Raw genomic sequence first — 19,829 nt, forward strand, 5'->3', positions numbered from 1 at the left:
CCGGGGCCGCGGCGCCCTGATCCGCGGCGAGCCGCCGCGCGACCAGTGCGAGAGCCTGCGCGCGGCGGTTGCGCTTCCCGTCCGGCCGCGTGAGGAATGGCACCCCGGCCGGCTCGCGCCGCCGGGCCGCCCGGTCTAAGAACGGTTCGGCCCCGTTGAGCCCTGCCCCCAGCACGGAAACCGATCCGGCCCCATGGCGAGCCCGAGCGAACATGCGAGCTTCCTGCCGCCGGTCCTGACCTTCCTGTCGGCGGCGGTGATCGGCGTACCGGTCTTCCGGCTGCTCGGCCAGAGCGCGGTGCTCGGCTACCTCGTGGCCGGCGTCCTGATCGGGCCGTTCGGGTTCTCGCTGATCGCCGAGCCCGAGACCGCCGCGAGCGTGGCCGAGATCGGCGTGGTACTGCTTCTCTTCATCGTCGGGCTCGAGCTGCACGTCTCGCAGCTCGTCTCGATGCGGCGCGACATCTTCGGGCTGGGCACCGCACAGCTTCTCATCTGCGCCCTCGTGCTCGGGGGCGCGGGCGCGCTGTTCGGCCTGCCGGCCACCGCGGCCGCCGTGATCGGCATCGCGCTGGCGCTCTCGGCGACCGCGGTGGCGCTGCAACTCCTCGAGGAGCGCGGCGACCTCGGCACGCCCTACGGCGGCCGGGCCTTCGCGGTCCTCCTGTTCCAGGACCTCTCGGTGGTGGCGATCCTGGCGCTGATGCCGCTCCTGGCCTCGGCCGGCGGCGGGGGCGGCGAAAGCTTCTGGTTCGGGGCCGCCGTGCAGTCGACCGGCAAGGCGCTGGCGGCGATCCTGGCGGTGGTGCTGGTCGGGCGCTACGGCCTCAACCCCTTCTTCCGGCTCCTCGCCGCGAGCGGCGCCCGCGAGGTGATGACGGCGGCCGCCCTTCTCGTCGTGCTCGGCACCGCGCTCCTGATGCAGGAGGTCGGCCTCTCGATGGCGATGGGGGCGTTCCTCGCCGGCATCCTCCTCGCCGAGTCGAACTTCCGCCACCAGCTCGAGGCCGATATCGAGCCGTTCCGCGGCATGCTGCTCGGCCTGTTCTTCATGAGCGTCGGCATGTCGATCGACGGCGGCCTCGTGAAGGCCGTCTGGCCCGCCCTGTTCGGGGCCACCGCCGCGGCCATCCTCGTCAAGGTGGCGCTCGTGGCCGGCCTGTTCCGCCTGTTCGGCTCGTCCTGGCTCGACGCGGTGCGGGGCGCCGCGATCCTGGCGCCGGCCGGCGAGTTCGCCTTCGTGCTCCTGCCCGTCGGCAACGGGCTCGGCCTGCTCGACGCCAACGCCACGCGCTTCGCGGTGGCGCTCGCGGCGCTGACCATGCTGATCGGCCCCGTCGCCGCCAAGGCCCTCGACGCGGCGCTGGCGCGCCGCCCCGTCCAGGCGCTCGAGCAGGCCACCGACGTGATCGAGGCGACCGAGGCCCGCGTCCTCGTGATCGGCTTCGGCCGCTTCGGGCAGATCCTGACGCAGGTGCTGCTCGCCGAAGGGGTCAGCGTCACCGTCATCGACAAGGACGTGGAGCAGATCCGCTCCGCCTCGCGCTTCGGCTTCCGGGTCTATTACGGCGACGGAACCCGCCTCGACGTGCTGCGGGCCGCCGGCATCGGCCGGGTCGAACTCGTCTGCATCTGCATCGACGAGCCGGAGGCCGCGCTGAAGATCGTCGACATGGTGCACGAGGAATTCGAGAGCGTGCGCACCTATGTCCGGGCCTATGACCGCACGCATTCCGTCGAGCTGATGAACCGGGACGTCGACTACCAGCTCCGCGAGACCGTCGAATCCGCCCTCGCATTCGGGCGCGCGACCCTGGAGGGGCTCGGCGTGCCGGGCGAGGCGGCCGCGCGCACGGCCGAGGACGTGCGCAAGCGAGACGTCGCCCGCCTCGTGCTGCAGCAGGCCGGCGCCCTGCCGGACGGGTCGAGCTGGCTGCGCGGCATGCAGCCGGAGATCAAGCCCGAGCCGCTGACCGCGCCCCAGCGCCCGGCCCGGGCCCTCAGCGCCGAGACCCGCGACATCATCGGCCACGAGCGCCGCGACGCGGCGCAGCGGGCGCTCGAGACCCAGGACGGCGCGCCGGATGCCTGAGGGGCCGATCAAGCCCGGCGAGGAAGGCCTGCCGCCGCGCCCCGCCGCGCCCGCCGACCCGTCCGCGCGCTTCGTCGAGGGCTCGGTCCTGCGCCACGTCGTGGTGATGAGCGGCACCGGCTCGATCGGCCTGATGGCGATCTTCGTCGTCGACCTGCTGTCGCTCCTCTACGTCTCGAAGCTCGGCGACCCGAAGCTGACGGCGGCGGTCGGCTTCGCCACCATCGTCCAGTTCTTCGCCATCTCCATCAATATCGGGCTGATGATCGCGGCGGGCGCCCTGGTCTCGCGAGCGATCGGGGCGCGCGACCACGCCACGGCCCGCCGCCTCGCCACCTCGGCGAGCCTGCACGGCCTCGTCGTGGCGGCCGTTCTGGTCGTCCTGATGCTGCCCCTCCTCGGCCCCCTGCTGCGCCTGATCGGCGCCGAGGGCGAGACCCTCGCGGTGGCCGAGCGCTTCCTCTGGATCGCCCTGCCCTCGAACGTGCTGATGGGCCCCGGCATGATGTTCTCCGGGCTGCTGCGCGCGGCCGGGGCCGCGCGTCAGGCCATGTACGTGACGCTCGGCGGCGCCATCGTGACGGCCGGGCTCGACCCGCTCCTGATCTTCGGGGCGGGGCTCGGGGTCGACGGGGCCGCGGTGACGACCTGCGCGGCGCGGGCGACCTTCGCGCTGATCGGCTGGCAGGGCGTGCGCGCGCACCGGATGCTGGCGCGCCCGCGCCTCGCCGACGTGCTCGGCGACGCCCCGACCGTGTTCCGCATCGCGCTGCCGGCGGTGCTGACGAACCTCGCGCCCTCCGTCGCCAGCGCCTTCATCGCCCATGTGCTGGCGCAGTTCGGCGCCGTGGCGGTGGCGGCCAACGTGGTGATCGACCGCCTCACCCCGGTCGCCTTCGGGGGCCTCTTCGCCATGTCGGGCTCGATCGGCCCGATCCTCGGCCAGAACTGGGGCGCGGGCCGCTTCGACCGGATGCGCGGCGTGCTGCGCGACGGCACCCTGGTGACCGGCCTCTACGTCGCCCTGGTCTGGCTCGCCCTCGTGCTCGGCCGGGCGCCGCTGATGCGCCTGTTCGAGCTCCGCGACCTGGCGGGCGACCTGTTCGGGTTCTTCTGCCTCGTCAGCGGCGGCGTCTGGTTCTTCAACGGGCTCCTGTTCCTCGCGAACGCCTCCTTCAACAATCTCGGCTTCCCGTTCCTGTCGACCGGGCTCAATTGGGGCCGGGCCACGCTCGGCACCATGCCGCCGGCCCTCCTCGGCGCCGCACTCTACGGGCCGCGCGGCGTCATCGCGGGGGTCGGGATCGGCTCCCTCGGGTTCGGCTGCCTCGCCATCGTGCTGGCCTTCCGCACCGTCGACCGCCTGGAGCGGCGCGCCCGCGCCATCCGGGCCGCCAACCCGCCGCTGCCCGAGGCGGCCCGGGCCGAGGCCGAGGCGGCGCTCGCGGCCGGACCGGCCCGGACCGGCGCGCTCGTCTGACCCTCGGCCCTCGCCGCAGGGCGTGACCGGCGCCGGCTCGATCGGCGCGCCAGGGGCCCTCTCTCCCGTGCGGGAGAGAGGCCGCGCCGCCGCCATCCACGGCGGATTGCGCCCGTTTCCCGGCAAAGGACGCCCGACCCTGGCCAGTCAAGGCCCGATCGGACTAGACTTGCGCCCTTCGCGCAGGGGTGAGGCCCGCCATGCCGGGCGCCGATGGATGATGAGGCCGACGGCCATGTTCAACCCGATCGACATCCTGCAGGCCCAGAGCAGCGCCGGAATGCAGGGCATGGCGCAGCAATTCGGCCTGACGCCGGACCAGACCCGCCGCGCCCTCGAAGCGCTGATGCCCGCCTTCGCCCTCGGCTTCCAGCGCAACGCGGCGCAGGACCCGACCGGCCTGTCGCAGTTCTTCGGCTTCGGCGCCGCGCCCCGGGCCGCGGCCGGCGACGCGCCCTTCGCGATGCCGGGCGGCCTGTTCGGCTCGCCGATGCTCGCCCAGGCCGTCATCCAGCAGGCGGCCGCCGCGAGCGGCGTCGGCTCTCAGGTGCTGCGCCAGATGCTGCCGATCATGGCCGGCATGATCGTGGCGAGCGTCGTGCACATGCTGCTCAACCAGAGCGCGTCCGATCCGGCGCCGCCGCGCCAGCCGGCCGAGCCGGCCAACCCCTACGGGAACCCGAGCGCGCTCTGGACCGAGATGATGCGGGCCTTCCTGCCGCCGCAGGCCGAGGCCCCCGTGCCCGCCGCGCCCCCGCCCGCCCGGCCGAAGCCGCCCGCCGACACGCGCGCGGCGCCCGCGCCCCTGCCCGCGCCGCAGGGCGACGCGGCTCCCGAGACGGCACCCTTGGACATGTTCCAGCAGATGCTTCAGACCGGCGCCGAGGTGCAGGAGCAGAACGTCAAGGCGATGCAGGGGATCTTCGACGCCTTCTGGAGCGAGGCCGGCAAGGACGCGCCGAAACCCGCCAAGGCGCCGGGCCGGACCTCCGCCGGCTCGCCCGGCAAGGCGCTCGGCAACACGCCTGGCAATGCACTTGGCAAGGCACCTGGTAAGGCACTCGGCAAGGCGCCGGCCAGGACCTCCGCGAAGGCCCCCGCCCGCAAGCCGCCCGCGGCACGGCGCGCGCCCGCGAAGGACACCGGCCCGAAATCGGGCTGAGCCCGGTCCGTCACTGGATCTGGGCCGAGATCTCCGTGCCGATCCGGTCGTAGACGGTGTTCATCTTCGTCCCGTAGAGCCGGAGACTGCCGGCCAAGACCGCGAAGATGAGCCCCGCGATCATCGCGTACTCGATCGCCGTCACGCCGCGGGCATCCGCCCGGAGCCGGCGGGCGCCGTCGAGGAGGACGCGCCCGATCCTCCCTCCCGCTCCCGGCCTCGTCATGGATCGCCGCCTTCCGCCGCCCTCACGCCGGGCCCGACCTTAGAGGCGCTTCGTTTCGGATGCTTTAAGCCGATCGTCGAGGCGCCCGCCCTCAGGCGCGCCCGGCCTCCTTGCGCAGGGCATCGATGCGCTTCGAGGCCTCGGCCTTGTCGAGGTCCGGGTCGAAGGCCTTCGGCTCCTTGGCCTCCTCAGACAGGGTCTTGAGATAGGAAGCCTGGGCGCCGGTCATCGGCTCGCCGCCGGTGGTCCACTGGTCGGGATCCTTGATCTGGTTCGAGACGTCCTTCGGGTCAGATTTGGGATTCCGGGTCGCGTTCGCGGATTTCGTCATATCGGACACCTTGTTCATGTTTTGTTCCGAAATAACGCATCCGCCGCGAACCGGTTCCGGGCCGCGGCGGACAGGATGTCTCAGGCCGCGTGAGCCTTCGGCTGGACCTCGGCGGTGTAGTCGTCCATCAGCGTCTTGGTCATCGCCCCCGGCGTGAAGCGATGGGGGCCGATCTCCGAGACCGGCGTCACCTCGGCCGCCGACCCCGTGATGAAGCACTCCTGGAAGCTCTCCAGCTCCTCGGGCCGGATGCGCCGCTCGATCACCTCGAAGCCGCGCCGGCGCGCGAGCTCGATCACCGTCTGCCGGGTCAGTCCGTTGAGGAACCGGTCGGCGAGCGGGGTGTGGATCACGCCGTCCCGGATGAAGAACACGTTCGCGCCGGTGCACTCGGCGACGTTGTCCTCCCAGTCGAGCATGAGGGCGTCGGCATAGCCCTTGTTCTCGGCCCGGTGCTTCGAGATGGTGCAGATCATGTACAGTCCCGCAGCCTTCGAGGTCGAGGGCGCGGTGCGCGGGTCGGGCCGGCGGTAATCCGCGATGTCGAGGCGGATGCCCTTCATCTTGGTGGCCGGGTCGAAGTAGCTCGGCCATTCCCAGGCCGCGATGGCGAGGTGGATCGTGTTCTGTTGCGCAGCGACGCCCATCATCTCCGAGCCGCGCCAGGCGACGGGGCGCAGGTAGGCATCCGCGAGCCCGCTCGTCTTGAGAACGAGCGCCTTGGCGGCCTCGATCTCGTCGACGCTGTAGGGAATCGTGAAGTCGAGGAGCTCGGCCGAGCGGCGCAGGCGCTCGGAATGCTGCCGGCTCTTGAAGATGCGCCCGCCATAGGCCCGCTCGCCCTCGAACACCGCCGATCCGTAGTGGAGACCGTGGCTGAGTACGTGGATCTTGGCCTCCCGCCACGGCACCATGACGCCATCGAACCAGATGGTGCCCTCGCGCTCGTCGAACGGGATCACGGACATGGCGACACTTCCTCGTCGCGCGGCCGCCCGGAAAAAGGGCCGCGGGGTCAATCGATCGGGCTAAGGCCGGCAGGCGGGCGCGTGGGCGCGTGCACCGGTAGCCCGTCTTGCCGGAAGGCTTGACGGGTATCAACTGGGCTGAGATATGTCAATAACACTGACTTATATCGGGATCGATCGAGACGTGACACGACCCATGGCGCGGGAACAGGTACTGGATGCCGAGATCGTGCAGGCTCCGGGCGAGGATTGCCCGGCGGCGCGGGACAGCGCGAGCGACGACCTGATCGAGTTGCTGTTCTTCGCCTACCGGGACTTCGTCGGCGATCCGGACCGGATCCTGGCGAAGTACGGCTTCGGGCGTGCCCATCACCGGGTGCTCCATTTCGTGGTGCGCTATCCCGGTCTCACGATCGCCGAACTTCTCGATATCCTGCGGATCACCAAGCAGAGCCTCAACCGGGTGCTGAAGGATTTGATCGAGCAGGGCTATATCGAGCAGAAGACCGGCACCAGCGACCGGCGCCAGCGGCTTCTGTTCTGCACCCGGGCAGGTGCCGACCTCGCGGCCGACCTCACCCGCGTGCAGACTCGACGCGTGGCCCGCGCCCTGGCGGGCCCCGTCGCGTCGGCGAGCGACCCCGCAGCCTCCGCGCAGGATTTCCTCCTCGCCATGATCGAGCCCGAGGAACGGGCCGCGGTGCGCCGCCTGATGGCCCGTCGCGTCCGGGGGGGCGCCTGATGGGCGCCGTGGCCTCCAGCATGCGGTGCGAACTCTCCGATCAGGCACCGCACGTCCTCGTGGTCGACGACGACCGCCGGGTGCGCGAGCTCCTCTCCCGCTACCTGTTCGAGCAGGGCTTCCGCGTCACCGCCGCCGCGAACGCGGCCGAGGCCCGGGCCAAGTCCCAGAGCCTCGTCTTCGACGCCATGGTGCTCGACGTGATGATGCCGGGCGAGAATGGGTTCGACTACGCGCGCAAGGTCCGCGAGACGTCGCGGGTGCCGATCCTGATGCTGACGGCACGCAACAACACCAACGACCGCGTGATGGGGCTGGAGATCGGCGCCGACGATTACCTGCCGAAGCCCTTCGAGCCCCGCGAGCTGATCCTGCGCCTGAACAACATCATCAACCGGGCCGCGGGTCCGCGCCGGGACTCAGGCGGCGACACGGTCACCTTCGGCCCCTTCTCGTATCGGATCGACCGCGGCGAATTGCGCCGCGAGGACGAGATGATCCGGATCACCGAGCGCGAGCGCGAGATCCTGACGATCCTGGCCGCGGCGGGCGGCGCCAATGTCGAGCGCGAGGTGCTCGCGGGCAGCGGTGGCGCGGCCGCGGAACGGACCATCGACGTCCAGATCAACCGGCTGCGCCGAAAGACCGAGGTCGACCCGGCCAACCCCACCTTTCTGCAGACGGTGCGCGGCGTCGGCTATCGCCTCGTGATCGACTGACGGCTATCGGGCGGCTGCCATGAACGCCCACGACCCGACCCCGGCGCGGATGGTGCGGCAGGCCCGCCGGGTCGGGGGGACCGTGCCGGGGCCGCGGACCCTCTGGCGGCGTATGGCGCGCGCGATCGGCGACGCGCTGCCGAAGGGTCTCTACGCCCGCTCGCTGATCATCATCATCGCGCCTGTGGTGCTGCTGCAATCGGTGATCGCCTACACCTTCATGGAACGGCACTGGCAGCTCGTCACGAAGCGCCTCTCCTCGGCCGTGACGGCCGATATCGCGGCCCTGATCGATATCTACGAGAGCTATCCCCAGGACAAGGACACCGAGACCCTCGCCCGCATCGCGGGCGAACGACTCAACCTCGATCTAGACATCCTCAAGGGCGCCAAGCTGCCTGCGCCGGGGCCGCGCCCCTTCTTCTCCATCCTCGACGAGGCCCTGTCGGACGAGATCAAGCGACAGATCCGGCGGCCCTTCTGGATCGACACGGTGGGCCGATCGAGCCTCATCGAGATTCGCGTGGCCATCCCCGACGGCGTCATGCGCATCACCGCGCGGCGCAGCCAGGCCTATGCCTCGAACTCGCACATCTTCCTCGTCTGGATGATCGGCTCGTCGATGGTGCTCCTCGGCGTCGCGATCCTCTTCCTGCGCAACCAGATCAAGCCGATCCTGCGGCTCGCTGCGGTGGCCGAGGGCTTCGGCAAGGGCCGCGAGATCGAGTTCCGTCCCCGAGGCGCGCGCGAGGTGCGTCAGGCAGGCCAAGCCTTCATCGAGATGAAGGGGCGCATCGAGCGGGCCATGGAGCAGCGCACGATGATGCTCAACGGCGTGAGCCACGACCTGCGCACCATCCTGACCCGCTTCAGGCTCTCGCTGGCGCTCGTCGAGCAGACGCCCGAGGTCGACGACCTGTCGCGCGACGTCGACGAGATGAGCCGCATGCTCGAAGCCTATCTCGCCTTCGCCCGCGGCGACTCGGCGGAACCGGCCGCGCCGACCGACATGCGCGCGCTCCTAGAGGATCTGCGCACCGACGTCGAGCGGCTCGGCGCGCACGTGGCGACGGTCGACCTCGACGGATCCCCGGTCGCGACCGTGCGGCCCGACGCCTTCCGCCGCTGCCTGTTCAATCTCGCCGCGAACGCTGCGCGCTACGGCGAGACCGTGGCCATCTCGGGCCACGAAGAATCAGGCTCGTTTCTCGTCTCCATCGACGATGATGGCCCAGGGATTCCGGTCGAGAGCCGCGAGGAAGTGTTCAAGCCCTTCATGCGTCTGGACGACGCTCGCCAGGACGCGGGCGGCTCGGGCCTCGGCCTCGCCATCGCCCGGGACATCGCCCGGGCCCATGGCGGCGACGTGTCGCTCGAGAACAGCCCGCTCGGCGGGTTGAGGGCGACGGTGCGCATCCCTGCTTGAGTCGATGCCATGGCGATCGCCCTGCCCGATTTCAAACGAGCCCGGTCCCGCCGGCCGGCATCAGCGATCGGGCGGGACGCACGCCTCTCGCTCGGATCTGCCGATCAGTATGGCAACGCCGGCGAGACGCTCCTCTGAGAGCGCCGGCGCATCTGCCGTCAATCGCCGCAACCCGCGAGAATCTTTCACCGGGGGTGTCCCCAGCGCGGCTTGGCGGTGCTATGGACGGACGCTTTTTCGCCAATCTGGTGCCGGGAGGTTCAGGCTGCCCGGTCAGACGTGAGTGCCGATCATGAACAATCCGCTGACCCCGCTCCTCATCCTCGTGCTCATCCCGATCGCCGCCATCGGCGCAGTGCTCTTCACCGACCAGGGAATCGAGCCGGCGCTGTTCTATGCGTCGGTGAAGACCTTCATCATCCTCGGCATCCTCGGCGTCGCTCTGTCCTTCGCGGCGAGCCGCCTCGCGGAACGCTCCAAGAGCTGAGCGTTCGCCGGCCCGTTTGACCTGGCCGGCACGGTTCTCGAATGACAAGGACGGCGGCGCTGCCTCGGCGCCTTGCCGTCCAGCGCAGGAGGTTCCGCTCATGATCTCGATCGTTCCCGCATTCGGGCGCATCGGTGAGGAGAACGCCTTCGCGGTTCTGGCCCGTGCCAATCAGCTCGCGTCCGAGGGACGCGACATCATCAATCTCGGCATCGGTCAGCCCGACATGCCGACGCCGTCCCACATCGTCGAGGCCGGCATCAAGGCCCTGCGCGACGGCCATCACGGCTACACACCGGCGGTCGGCATCCTGTCCTTGCGCGAGGCGGTCTCCCGCGACATTCGACGGCGCCACGGCATCGAGGTCTCACCCGACAGCGTGCTGATCGTGCCCGGCGGCAAGGTCACCATGTTCATGGCGATCCTGATGTTCGGCGAGCCGGGCGCCGAGATCCTGTATCCGGATCCGGGCTTCCCGATCTATCGCTCGATGATCGAGTTCACGGGCGCGACCCCGGTGCCGGTTCCGATCCGGGAGGCCAACGGCTTCGCCTTCTCGGCCGAGGAGACGCTGTCACTGATCACCGACAGAACGCGCCTGCTGATCGTGAACTCGCCCGCCAACCCGACGGGCGGCGTCACCCCGAAGGCGGAGATCGACGCCCTCGTGGCGGGGCTCGCCGACCATCCGGGCGTGGCCGTGCTGTCGGACGAGATCTACGGAACCATGACCTATGACGGCGAGGCCCATCACTCGCTGCTCGCTTATCCGGAAATCCGCGACCGCCTGATCTATCTCGATGGCGCCTCGAAGACTTACGCGATGACGGGCTGGCGCCTCGGCTGGTCGGTGTGGCCGAAACCGCTCTACGACGCGGCCCGCAAACTCGCGGTGAACGCGCATTCCTGCGTCAATGCCGCGACCCAATGGGCCGGCATCGCGGCACTCGACGGCCCGCAGGATTGCGTGGCCGAGATGGTGGCCGAGTTCGATCGGCGCCGGACCCTGGTGGTCGAGGGATTGAACGCCCTGCCGAACGTCTCCTGCATCACGCCGAAGGGCGCCTTCTATGCGTTCCCGAATGTCGGGAAGACGGGCTGGCAGGCCAAGAGGCTCGCCTCGGCGCTCCTCGAGGAGGTCGGCGTCGCGACGATCGGCGGGCCGGATTTCGGCGTGCATGGCGAGGGCTACATCCGCCTCTCCTACGCCAACTCCGCCGAGAACATCCTGCGTGCCCTTGAGCGGATGCAGAACTTCCTGAGCGAGCGCGCGCGCGGCTGACTCAGGCCGCGAGGTCGCGGTCGACCTGGGCAGCGGCATCCTGCGGAACGTCGAGGGCTTCGGCCAGCATTCTCAGGAACTGCCGCTCCTGCAAGGTGTCGGCCTCGATGGCGAGCCGCGCGGCGGCGTAAATTCGCGCGGCCGCATCGGGATCGTTGACCGGCTCGGCGATCTCGTCGACGCTTGCGGGCTCCGCCAGTTCCCGCTCGAGCCAGGCGCGGCCGTCGCGGTCGAGACCCGCATTCTCCACGGCCTGCGTAAGCCGCCGCCTCTCGTCCTCGTCGATCAAGCCGTCGGCTGCCGTGGCCGCCACCATCGCCCGCAGCATGAGACGGGCCTCGTCCTCGTCGACCTGCGCGAACGGCGTGTCCGACCGCGCGGCGGCCGGCGCTTCGCCGCGCGTCGCACGAAAGGCAAGGCTGGCGATCAGTGCGAGGCCGCCGAGTGCCGCCCCGGCCGCGAGCCCGCCGCGGCGGGAGCGCACCAGCGCATCGACGATCTGCTTCGCATCGGCCATCTCTCGCCTCCGAACTCAACCATGGTTCCGGAGCTGCAACGACGAAGAGGCCTACTCGGTTCAGCGCATCGGCGCGGGCCTCACTCGGCGGCGACCCGAGGCGGTGCGTAGGACGGGCGGTCGTTGGCCGCGAAGCCCGGCGGCGAGTAGGCCTCCTCCTCGGGCTCGTCGCGCTCGCCGATGAAGCGGCCGAACAGGCGCACGAGCCCGCGCGAGAGGTCATCCATTAGGACGAAGACGGCCGGGACGAAGACGAGGGACAGGATTGTCGACACGATCAACCCGCCGATCACAGCGATCGCCATCGGTGACCGGAACTCGCCACCGATGCCGAGCGCCATCGCGGAGGGCACCATGCCGGCCGCCATCGCGATGGTGGTCATCACGATCGGACGGGCGCGCTTGCGGCCCGCCTCGACGATGGCGGTCGTCCGGTTCACCCCGCGGGCCATCTCCTCGACCGCGAAATCGACCAGCATGATGGCATTCTTGGTGACCACGCCCATCAGCATCAGGATGCCGATCACCACCGGCATCGAGATCGGTTTCTGGAAGACAAGGAGCCCCAGGATCGCGCCGCCGATAGAGAGCGGCAGCGAGAACAAGATCGTGACCGGCTGCAGGAAGTTGCCGAAGAGCAGGACGAGCACGCCAAACACCATCATCAGGCCGGCGCCCATCGCCATGGCGAAGCCGCCGAACACCTCGCCCATCACCTCGGCATCGCCGGTCTGGCTGAGCGTGACGCCGGGCGGAAGGTTCTTTGCGGCCGGCAGGCCCATGACGCTCTCGATCAGCGAGCCGAGGGCGTCCGATCCCTGCATGTCGGCCTCCAGGGCGACGCGGACCGAGCGGTCGTAGCGGTCGATCGCCGTCGGCCCCTGACCGAGGCTCAGGTCCGCCACCGTCGAGAGCGGCACGGCGGCGCCACCCTTCACCGGCACCTTCATGGTCTCGATCTCGGCGAGGTCGCCGCGCAGGCGCTCGGGCAGTTGCACGCGGATCGGGATCTGGCGGTCCTTGGCATTGAACTTGGCGAGGTTCGCGCCGATGTCGCCGATCGTGCCGACCCGGACGGTCTCGGCGATCAGGTCGGTTGAGACACCGAGGTCGGCCGCGACCCCGGGCTTCGGCCGGATGCGGATCTCTGTGCGGTCGAGGGGTGCGGTCGAGATGACGTTGACGAGGTGCGGCACCTCCGCGGCCTCGCGCTGCAGGCGCGCGGCGACGTCGGCCACGACCGCCTTGTCGGGCCCCGCGATGATGAGGGCGAGGTCGCGCTGGCCGCCCTCCCGCAGGGCCCAGAAGCGGATGTCGGGCTCTTGCCGCAGGATGTCGCCGACCAGGACATCGACCTGCTTCTGCTTCAGCGCACGGCTATTCTTGGGCGTCAGGTTGATCGTGAAGGTCGCGAGCCGCACCTCCTTCTTACCGGGAAGCTGGCGCCCGCCATCCACGAACACGCTGCGAACCTCGGGCAGGGACCGGATCTTCTCCACGAGCCCGTCCGTCACCCGGCTGGTGTCGGCCAGCCGCGCGCCCGGCGGCAGTTCCACGACGAACAGGGTGCGAGCCGCATCCTCGGCCGGCAGGAAGCCCGCCGGCAGAAGTCCGGTGGACATGATGGAGCCCGCAAAGCAGGCGAGACCCGCGACCAGCGTGAGATACTTGTGACGAACCGACCAGGCGACGAGGCGGGTATAGGTCCGCATCACGAGGCCGTCCCGGGTCTCGTCCGGTCCGTGGTCGCGCAGGAAGTAGGCGGCCAGCAGCGGCGTGATCAGGCGCGCGACGAGCAGCGACATGAACACCGCGGCCGCGATGGTGAGGCCGAATTGCTTGAAATACTGGCCGGCGATGCCGCCCATGAAGGAGACGGGGGCGAAGATCGCGATGATGGTCGCCGTGATGGCAATGACCGCAAGCCCGATCTCATCGGCCGCTTCCAGCGCCGCCCGGTAGGGAGATTTCCCCATGCGCATGTGCCGGACGATGTTCTCGATCTCCACGATGGCATCGTCGACGAGAATGCCGGTCACCAGCGTGATGGCGAGCAGGCTGACGGCGTTGAGCGAGAAGCCGAGCGCGCTCATCACCCAGAAGGTCGGCAGCACCGAGAGCGGCAGAGCGATCGAGGCAATCAGCGTCGCGCGCCAGTCCCGAAGGAACAGGAACACCACGACGACGGCGAGCAGGGCGCCCTCGATCAGCCCCATCATGGCTGAGTGGTAGTTGCCGACAGTGTTCACGACCGATGTGTCGATCAGGTCGAAATGCACACCGGAATTGGCCGCGCGCAGATCGTCGATCTTCCGTGCGACGCCCGCCGCGACCTCGGCGTCGCTGGCGCCGGCAGCCCGCGAGATCGCGAAGGCGACAACGGGCTCACCGTTGAAGCGCGCGAAGGTGCGCGGTTCCTCGGCACCGTCGACGAGAGTCGCGAGTTCATCGAGGCGCACCTTCCGGTTGCCCGGCACGATGATGGACGTCGCCGCCAGCGTGTCGAGGCTCGCCGAGGCCGCGAGCGTCCGGATCGACTGCTCCTGGCCGCCGACCTCGCCGCGCCCGCCCGCCATGTCGGCCGAGGTCAGACGCAACTGCCGGTTCACGTCGGCCGCCGTGATGCCGAGCGCCAGGAGCCGGTCGGGCTTCAGGGTGATGCGCACCTCGCGGGCGACGCCGCCGAGTCGCTCGACTCCGCCCACACCCCTCACGCCCTGGATCTGGCGGGCCACCACGTCGTCGACGAACCACGAAAGGTCCTCGGGCGTCATGGCGGGCGCCGAGGCGCCGTAGACCATGATCGGCAGGCCCGCGATCTCGACGCGGTTGACGATCGGCTCGTCAATCGTGCGCGGCAGGTTCATGCGCACCTTGGAGACCGCATCCTTGACGTCGTTGACGGCGCGGTCGGTGTTCACCTCGAGGCGGAACTCGATCGTTGTGACCGAGGAGCCTTCCGTGATGGTCGACAGGATGTGCTTGACGCCCTTCACGCCGGCGACCGAATCCTCGACCCACTTCGTCACCTGCGTCTGCAACTCGGACGGGGCGGCGCCAGCCTGCGTGATCGTCACCGAGACGATCGGGATGTCGATGTTCGGGAACCGCGTGATCGGCAGGCTGCGGAAGCTCACGAGCCCGAGCACCATCAGCACGATGAAGAGAACGATGGAGGGCAGCGGCTTCCGGATCGCCCAGGCGGAAACGTTCAGGCGCATGGCGCTATGTCCGATCGGTCAGCGTGGCGCGGCATCGGCCTGGACCTTCGCCCCGGGCGGGGGCACGGCCCGGACGCGGTCACCGTCCCGCAGGAAGCTGCCGGCGCGGATCACCACGGCATCGCCCTCGACGAGGTCTCCTCGCACTTCCGTGAATCCTTCGGCCGAGAGGCCGGGCGTCACCTTGCGCGCCTCGACCCGGTCGGTGTGGACTACGAGGACGCTGGCGCTGCCGTCGGTTGCGAAGAGAAGCGCCGAGACCGGCACGGCCACGCCGCGCCTGCGGGCGACCTCGACCGTGCCGCGGGCGAAGGCACCGATCCGCAGGGCGGGATCATCTCTCAGCGCGATTCGAACCTTGCCGAGGCGCGTCATGCGGTCGACCTCCGGGTAGATGCGCCGCACGCGTCCCTCGAGCTTTCGCCCGCCATCGACATCGAGGCTCGCCGGCGCGCCGACCGCGAGGCGCGCCATCCAGGATTCCGGGACCTCGCCCTCGAGTTCGATCTCGCCTCGCGCGATCAGCCGGAAGAGCGGCTCCCCGACGGCGGTAGCCGTCGCGCCGACGCGGGCGGTGCGGCGGCTGATGATGCCGGCCTCGGGCGCCCGGATCTCGGTGCGGGCACGCTTCAGGGCGATCTCGGCGGCCTGCGCCTTGGCGGTGGCGAGATCGGCCTCAGCGGCCTGCAGGCCGCCGCGCGCCGCGGCGAGCTTGCCCTCCGCGGCCTGCGCCGCGGAGACGCGCTGCTCCAGGGTGGCGGCCGTCGCGTTTCCGGTGCGGATCAGAGCCTGCGCCCGCTCCAGCGACAGCTTTGCCTCGACCTGCGCGGCCTCGGCCTGAACGATCTGGCTCCGGGCCTGCACGATGGCCGCCGCCGCCCGCGCGGTCGCGGCGACGTTTGCTGCTTCCTGAGTCTCGATCATCTCGCGCGAGAGGCGCGCGAGAACCTGCCCCCGGGCGACGCGATCACCCTCCTCCACGAGGAGTTCGGTGATGCGGTAGCCCTCGATCTCGGGCGAGACCAAGATCTCGTCGCGCGGAACGAGCGTGCCCGTCACCACGGCCCGCTCGACGACCTCGCGCAGTGTGGCGGGCGTGACGCTCACGGCGGGTGCGAGGGCCTCCACGGGCGGGACAGCGGCAGGTTCGATTGCGCGGGCTGGTTGGAGCCCGGCCACAAGCGCCCCCGCAAAGGCGAAGGCGAGACGGGGAATGGATCTCAACGATATTGATGCGGACACGATTCGCTCGCCGGGGCCGGAACGCCTGAAGCTCGCTCTCACAGGGCAGACCGGCGTTTTCATGGCGCGCATCCTACACCCTGACGATCGTTCCCGCCCATCGAGACGCCGGCCGTGAGGCGCGTCGCCGCATTGAGCGATCCTGCAACCAGATGTTCCGAACCTCGTTAACGATCTGTCAATCGTCCACGATGGAGGCGATGAATGAGCATTTTCCAGATCAGGCAGAAGAAGAGTGGCGCCGTTCTCTGGACTGGTTCCGCCGATTGCGAGCGGACGGCGCTCGACGCGATGGCGCGTCAAGCCGGTTACCGCGACTACGCGTCGCTGCCCGAGACGATCCGAGCCAAGGACCTCGAGACGGCCAAGCTCGACATGATTTCCTAGCCGGACCGGCCTGCAAGAATACCGAGCGTCGAGGCAACCGGCGCGATGACGACCCAGTCACATCCTGCCGCCACTCTCACGCATCCGGGCACAGGCTGAGCGGTGCGAGCCTACGCAGGCCCGACCCTCCCATTCCCGCCGACAGACCTTGGCTAGAGCCGCCGACGCGAGGTTGCCGCGACCGCACTCCTACGATCTGTATCCTGCCGGATGTCCCGGTGCGGCGAGCACTTCGGCAAAGGGTAGCTCGAACACCACGTCATCGGCCTCGTCGGTCACCATCATCACGGCCGTGACCAGTCGAGTATCGCCGCTTGCCGCCAGCAATTCCGCCACCATGGCGCGAGCCATCTCCCAGGCCTCGTCCGCGTCCGCGAGCGAGCGGAGATAGGGCTCGGAGGGAGCATCCTGGCCGATGACGACGGTAAACGCGTAGCGAGGCATGGCGGTGTTCCGGCGGGGAAGCGGTACCGCTCAGGGTATCGACCCCGTGCCGGTGGGTGAACCCGTCAAGCCGAGGCCAGGTGCAGGCCGCCATGCGCAGCCGCGTTGCGTGGACTGTTCCCGAGTTCAACTGCGAACCGTGCCGCCTGAACATCGCCTGCGCGAATTTTGCGCCCGGCCCAAGGTCCCGGCGCCTTGCACAGCGGGAGCGCGGCGAGTACAGCACGCCACCCGGCATGCTCCGGATCGGCCCGATGCTCGCGCGTCCCGTTCCGATCCGCCGCCGGGTCCGGAGGGGTGGCCGAGTGGTTGAAGGCGCACGCCTGGAAAGTGTGTATACCGGAAACGGTATCGCGGGTTCGAATCCCGCTCCCTCCGCCATCTTCTTTACGCAGCTAAAAGTTATTTATCCGCAATAGGTTATGGAAACAGCAGAGTCTGCTGTCCCCCAAACCGTCCCCTAAAGTGTACCCCAAGAGGTGCATCAAGATGTCACGCCCGTGGTATGAGCGCTTGCTTCAACGAGGCAGCTCGCCTCCCGTGACTGACAGCCCCGGTTTCGCAGCCCCCCTTCCATCTGTTGCCAGAGCGCCACAGGCCGAGACGCAGACCGACTCGCTTCGGCCGTGGCTTACCCTGACGGCGATCTACCTCAGCTTCGGTGCGGTACTCCTCTACGACCGCTGGGCTGAGATTGGTCCGCTGCTGGAGCCGGCCTCTGCGGCGAACTCAGCAGGGGCGGCTGGTGTCTCCCGTCTGCCCCTCAACAGCATTGGCGACGTCCTCGGCGGGTTCTTCGCGCCCCTTGCTTTTCTCTGGCTGTTTGTCGCAACCCTGCTCCAGCGCCGCGAGCTGAAGCTTCAGAGAGAGGAGCTGGCCGACACGAGGCTGGTGCTCGCGGAGCAGCGCGAGGAGCTGAAGCGGTCAGCGGAGGAGAACAACAAGCAGACCGCTATCATGCAGCGCACCCTTGAGGTCAGCCGGTCCAGAGAGGTTTTTGATGAGTTCAGTCTTAGCTTGTACTTCTTCGCCAGGGGTAACGCACAGACGCTCGCTACCCAATTAGAGTTCAATGCGGCGGCAGACGCAATGGGCGTCAAGCGCGATGCGTTGTTTGGCGTTGGCTGGAACTTCGAGTTTTCTCAAAATGAAGCCGCTACGGTTGACGATTTCTTCGAGCGCCTCCTGTCCAGAATAGACGTCTTCTTCGACAACTGGGGAGAAGACGTAATCATTTTTGCACAGTCAAATAATAATAAGCGGATAGAAAAGACTCTGAGTGACACGCTGGAACTTATAAAAATCACCGAACAGAACACATACTACGGAGACAACGTGCTTGTGAGGAGGAGGACCGCCGGGCTGAACTTTAAAGGATTGCAAGAGAGGGTGGTTAAGCTGCTTGCCCGGTTCAAGTAAGCTCCCAGCAAGCCGGTCGGTGCGTCAGGCCGCCTATGGCCCTGCCCCGCACCTCCTCGCAGCGGAACCAGGCCGATCCCGCCCGAACTCCTCGTGCGGACAGCTCGGTGAGCGCCTGCTCGGCGGCCATCTGCCCCACCTTCTCGCAGCGGTCCCGGGTGTCGAACACAGCGGTCGCGTCATCATCCCGCTGGGCACCGGCAATGATGGTCAGGATGAGAAGGAAGCCCGCCTTCACTGACCAGTCCGAGGTCGCGACACCCGCACCTACCGGCGCCCTGACATGAGGTCGTGCGTGAGCACCGTGAGTTTGCCGATCAGGCTCGTGACGTCGCCCACCTTGCAGGACCACTGCGTGCCGACCGCCTCGCCATCCGACGACACGGAGACGATAGCCACGGAGCGGAGCTTGCCCTCACGCGCCAGCGCGAGCTGGTCCTGAAGGACTTCGATGACGGAAGCGACATCTTCATCCGCCTCCACAAGCGCAATGCGCGGCCTTAAGGCCACGACCGGCGCGGTCGTAGGTGAACGCTCTGCCTTGCTCATCCTGCTCCTCCTCGCTGCGATCAATCACGCGGGTTGATCGCGAGGCTTTGTGCAGGCGGTATGGCAGCTTGAGTGTTGACTCTTTGTCTCACTCGATGGAGCGGAAGACCGTCCCGTGAGTAAGCCGCCAAGGCGTCGTGGAGGTGAGGAAGTGTATCTTCTCTCTTATGTACTATTTAATACGCAGTAGGCACCGCACACAATGCCCGAAGCTGGCACATGTTATTGCGAGCCGTATTTTGGGCATGCTCGCTGCGACCATCGAGCGTCGCCTTTAGCGCAAGCAAAGGGTGCGACGGCCTCCTTGTGCGTCGTTCAGCGGAGCACCAGATGCCGCTTTACTACTTCGATTTCCACGACGGCCATCGGCACTGCTTCGATGATGATGGACAGGAGTTTCCTGACATCATCGCGGCGCGTGATGAGGCAATCGACGCACTGTTTGATGTCGCTCGGGACAGGAGACGGGCCGGAGATCGGAGCGATTGCATCTCGAGCGTGAGCGATGAGAGCGGGAGGATTGTGTTCAGCGCGCGGCTATCACTCACACCGGGATGGCTGACGTAGGCGTCAGGCTCGCTGAGGAGCGCGGTCAGCAATCAACCTTCGCAGCCTCGGCACTCGCGATCCTGTCCGCGCGCTCGTTCAGTTCGTGCCCTGCATGCCCCCTCACCCACTCCCAGGTGACACTCTGGTGCCGCGATACAGCCGCCTCGAGCGCCTGCCATAGCTCCACGTTGGCGACCGGCTTCTTGTTCGCACCACGCCAGCCCTTGGCCTTCCAGCCCGGTAGCCACTCCGTAAAGCCCTTGATCACGTATTGACTGTCACCCAGCATGGTGACCACGGCTCCAGAGCTGAGAGCGTTCAGGCCCGCGATGGCAGCGGACAGCTCCATCTTGTTGTTCGTGGTGGCAGCCTCCCTGCCCTTCACGATTTTCTCGCGTCCCGTGCGGGTGTTGATGAGGATGGCTGCATAGCCGCCTGGGCCAGGGTTGCCGAGGCACGCTCCGTCGAAGGCAATGGTGATCTCGCGCGGCACATCCACGCTGTGGTCGTTGGACATCATTCTCTCCTGCTGAAATGAAAGGGAGGAGCCCTGTCGAGGCCCCTCCCAGCGACTTCCTTTGGTTGT

Annotated in this window: 21 protein-coding genes and 1 tRNA gene; 12 read left to right on the forward strand and 10 right to left on the reverse strand. The window is 68.5% G+C overall.

Going from position 1 to position 19,829, the window contains the following annotated elements:
- Positions 1-193 precede the first annotated feature (193 nt).
- The 3 genes from WDW90_RS02345 (at position 194) to WDW90_RS02355 (ending at position 4,734) form a co-directional block, all read left to right on the forward strand.
- Positions 194-2,092, forward strand: coding sequence for a monovalent cation:proton antiporter-2 (CPA2) family protein (locus WDW90_RS02345; protein ID WP_336485648.1), 1,899 nt, complete (start codon positions 194-196; stop codon positions 2,090-2,092).
- Positions 2,085-3,572, forward strand: coding sequence for an MATE family efflux transporter (locus WDW90_RS02350; protein WP_336485649.1), 1,488 nt, complete (start codon positions 2,085-2,087; stop codon positions 3,570-3,572). Before WDW90_RS02345 ends, WDW90_RS02350 begins: the two co-directional genes overlap by 8 nt.
- Positions 3,573-3,807: 235 nt before the next feature.
- Positions 3,808-4,734 carry a DUF937 domain-containing protein gene (locus WDW90_RS02355; RefSeq protein WP_336485650.1) on the forward strand — a complete coding sequence of 309 codons (927 nt, stop codon included), beginning with the start codon at positions 3,808-3,810 and terminating at the stop codon, positions 4,732-4,734.
- Positions 4,735-4,744: 10 nt separating this feature from the next.
- On the opposite strand, the gene WDW90_RS02360 is transcribed toward WDW90_RS02355, so the two are convergent.
- The 3 genes from WDW90_RS02360 to WDW90_RS02370 form a co-directional block, all read right to left on the reverse strand.
- Positions 4,745-4,960, reverse strand: coding sequence for a Flp family type IVb pilin (locus WDW90_RS02360; protein WP_336485651.1), 216 nt, complete (start codon positions 4,958-4,960; stop codon positions 4,745-4,747).
- A gap of 91 nt (positions 4,961-5,051) precedes the next feature.
- On the reverse strand, positions 5,052-5,309 hold the full coding sequence (locus tag WDW90_RS02365; RefSeq protein WP_336485652.1) for a DUF3072 domain-containing protein: 258 nt from the start codon (positions 5,307-5,309) through the stop codon (positions 5,052-5,054).
- Between the two features lie 62 nt (positions 5,310-5,371).
- Entirely contained in the window at positions 5,372-6,259 is an 888-nt protein-coding gene (locus WDW90_RS02370; RefSeq protein WP_336485653.1) for a branched-chain amino acid aminotransferase, read from the reverse strand.
- A gap of 196 nt (positions 6,260-6,455) precedes the next feature.
- Here WDW90_RS02370 and WDW90_RS02375 point away from each other — a divergent pair, with 196 nt between their 5' ends.
- The 5 genes from WDW90_RS02375 to WDW90_RS02395 all read left to right on the forward strand — a co-directional run bounded on the left by WDW90_RS02375 (position 6,456) and on the right by WDW90_RS02395 (position 10,915).
- Complete coding sequence (locus WDW90_RS02375) at positions 6,456-7,001, forward strand: MarR family winged helix-turn-helix transcriptional regulator (protein ID WP_336485654.1); 546 nt, start codon at positions 6,456-6,458, stop codon at positions 6,999-7,001.
- Positions 7,001-7,720, forward strand: coding sequence for a response regulator (locus WDW90_RS02380; protein WP_336485655.1), 720 nt, complete (start codon positions 7,001-7,003; stop codon positions 7,718-7,720). The genes WDW90_RS02375 and WDW90_RS02380 overlap by 1 nt, the downstream gene beginning before the upstream one ends.
- A 19-nt stretch (positions 7,721-7,739) precedes the next feature.
- Entirely contained in the window at positions 7,740-9,146 is a 1,407-nt protein-coding gene (locus WDW90_RS02385) for an ATP-binding protein (RefSeq protein WP_431310955.1), read from the forward strand.
- Positions 9,147-9,438: 292 nt separating this feature from the next.
- A complete protein-coding gene (locus WDW90_RS02390) occupies positions 9,439-9,633 on the forward strand; it encodes a hypothetical protein (RefSeq protein WP_336485656.1) in 195 nt (64 codons plus the stop codon).
- 100 nt (positions 9,634-9,733) lie between these two features.
- The gene (locus WDW90_RS02395) at positions 9,734-10,915 is read left to right on the forward strand and encodes a pyridoxal phosphate-dependent aminotransferase (RefSeq protein ID WP_336485657.1); all 1,182 of its coding nucleotides are present in this window, start codon (positions 9,734-9,736) and stop codon (positions 10,913-10,915) included.
- 1 nt (position 10,916) lies between these two features.
- Here the strand turns inward: WDW90_RS02395 and WDW90_RS02400 are convergent, their stop codons facing one another.
- The 3 genes from WDW90_RS02400 to WDW90_RS02410 form a co-directional block, all read right to left on the reverse strand.
- The gene (locus tag WDW90_RS02400; RefSeq protein WP_336485658.1) at positions 10,917-11,432 is read right to left on the reverse strand and encodes a DUF533 domain-containing protein; all 516 of its coding nucleotides are present in this window, start codon (positions 11,430-11,432) and stop codon (positions 10,917-10,919) included.
- Between the two features lie 80 nt (positions 11,433-11,512).
- Positions 11,513-14,653: an efflux RND transporter permease subunit gene (locus WDW90_RS02405; RefSeq protein ID WP_336485659.1), complete on the reverse strand. Its 3,141-nt coding sequence runs from the start codon at positions 14,651-14,653 to the stop codon at positions 11,513-11,515.
- 18 nt (positions 14,654-14,671) lie between these two features.
- Complete coding sequence (locus WDW90_RS02410) at positions 14,672-15,868, reverse strand: efflux RND transporter periplasmic adaptor subunit (RefSeq protein ID WP_431310957.1); 1,197 nt, start codon at positions 15,866-15,868, stop codon at positions 14,672-14,674.
- A 231-nt stretch (positions 15,869-16,099) separates the two neighbouring features.
- Between WDW90_RS02410 and WDW90_RS02415 the strand changes: the two genes are divergently transcribed.
- Positions 16,100-16,282 carry a hypothetical protein gene (locus WDW90_RS02415; protein WP_336485660.1) on the forward strand — a complete coding sequence of 61 codons (183 nt, stop codon included), beginning with the start codon at positions 16,100-16,102 and terminating at the stop codon, positions 16,280-16,282.
- Positions 16,283-16,471: 189 nt separating this feature from the next.
- On the opposite strand, the gene WDW90_RS02420 is transcribed toward WDW90_RS02415, so the two are convergent.
- Positions 16,472-16,726, reverse strand: coding sequence for a DUF6894 family protein (locus WDW90_RS02420; protein WP_336485661.1), 255 nt, complete (start codon positions 16,724-16,726; stop codon positions 16,472-16,474).
- Between the two features lie 291 nt (positions 16,727-17,017).
- Here WDW90_RS02420 and WDW90_RS02425 point away from each other — a divergent pair.
- Both WDW90_RS02425 and WDW90_RS02430 read left to right on the forward strand, forming a co-directional pair.
- Positions 17,018-17,107, forward strand: a tRNA-Ser gene (locus tag WDW90_RS02425).
- A gap of 159 nt (positions 17,108-17,266) precedes the next feature.
- On the forward strand, positions 17,267-18,145 hold the full coding sequence (locus tag WDW90_RS02430) for a hypothetical protein (RefSeq protein ID WP_336485662.1): 879 nt from the start codon (positions 17,267-17,269) through the stop codon (positions 18,143-18,145).
- On the opposite strand, the gene WDW90_RS02435 is transcribed toward WDW90_RS02430, so the two are convergent.
- Together WDW90_RS02435 and WDW90_RS02440 are read right to left on the reverse strand one after the other, a co-directional pair.
- Positions 18,138-18,383 carry a hypothetical protein gene (locus tag WDW90_RS02435; RefSeq protein WP_336485663.1) on the reverse strand — a complete coding sequence of 82 codons (246 nt, stop codon included), beginning with the start codon at positions 18,381-18,383 and terminating at the stop codon, positions 18,138-18,140. The two genes, WDW90_RS02430 and WDW90_RS02435, sit on opposite strands and share 8 nt — an antisense overlap.
- A 29-nt stretch (positions 18,384-18,412) precedes the next feature.
- A complete protein-coding gene (locus WDW90_RS02440) occupies positions 18,413-18,694 on the reverse strand; it encodes a hypothetical protein (protein ID WP_336485664.1) in 282 nt (93 codons plus the stop codon).
- Between the two features lie 330 nt (positions 18,695-19,024).
- Here WDW90_RS02440 and WDW90_RS02445 point away from each other — a divergent pair, with 330 nt between their 5' ends.
- Positions 19,025-19,261 carry a DUF6894 family protein gene (locus WDW90_RS02445; RefSeq protein WP_336485665.1) on the forward strand — a complete coding sequence of 79 codons (237 nt, stop codon included), beginning with the start codon at positions 19,025-19,027 and terminating at the stop codon, positions 19,259-19,261.
- A 25-nt stretch (positions 19,262-19,286) separates the two neighbouring features.
- On the opposite strand, the gene rnhA is transcribed toward WDW90_RS02445, so the two are convergent.
- A complete protein-coding gene (gene rnhA / locus WDW90_RS02450; RefSeq protein WP_336485666.1) occupies positions 19,287-19,763 on the reverse strand; it encodes a ribonuclease HI in 477 nt (158 codons plus the stop codon).
- Positions 19,764-19,829 lie beyond the last annotated feature (66 nt).

It is taken from the genome of Methylobacterium nigriterrae (genome assembly GCF_037106235.1).
Lineage (GTDB): Bacteria > Pseudomonadota > Alphaproteobacteria > Rhizobiales > Beijerinckiaceae > Methylobacterium > Methylobacterium nigriterrae.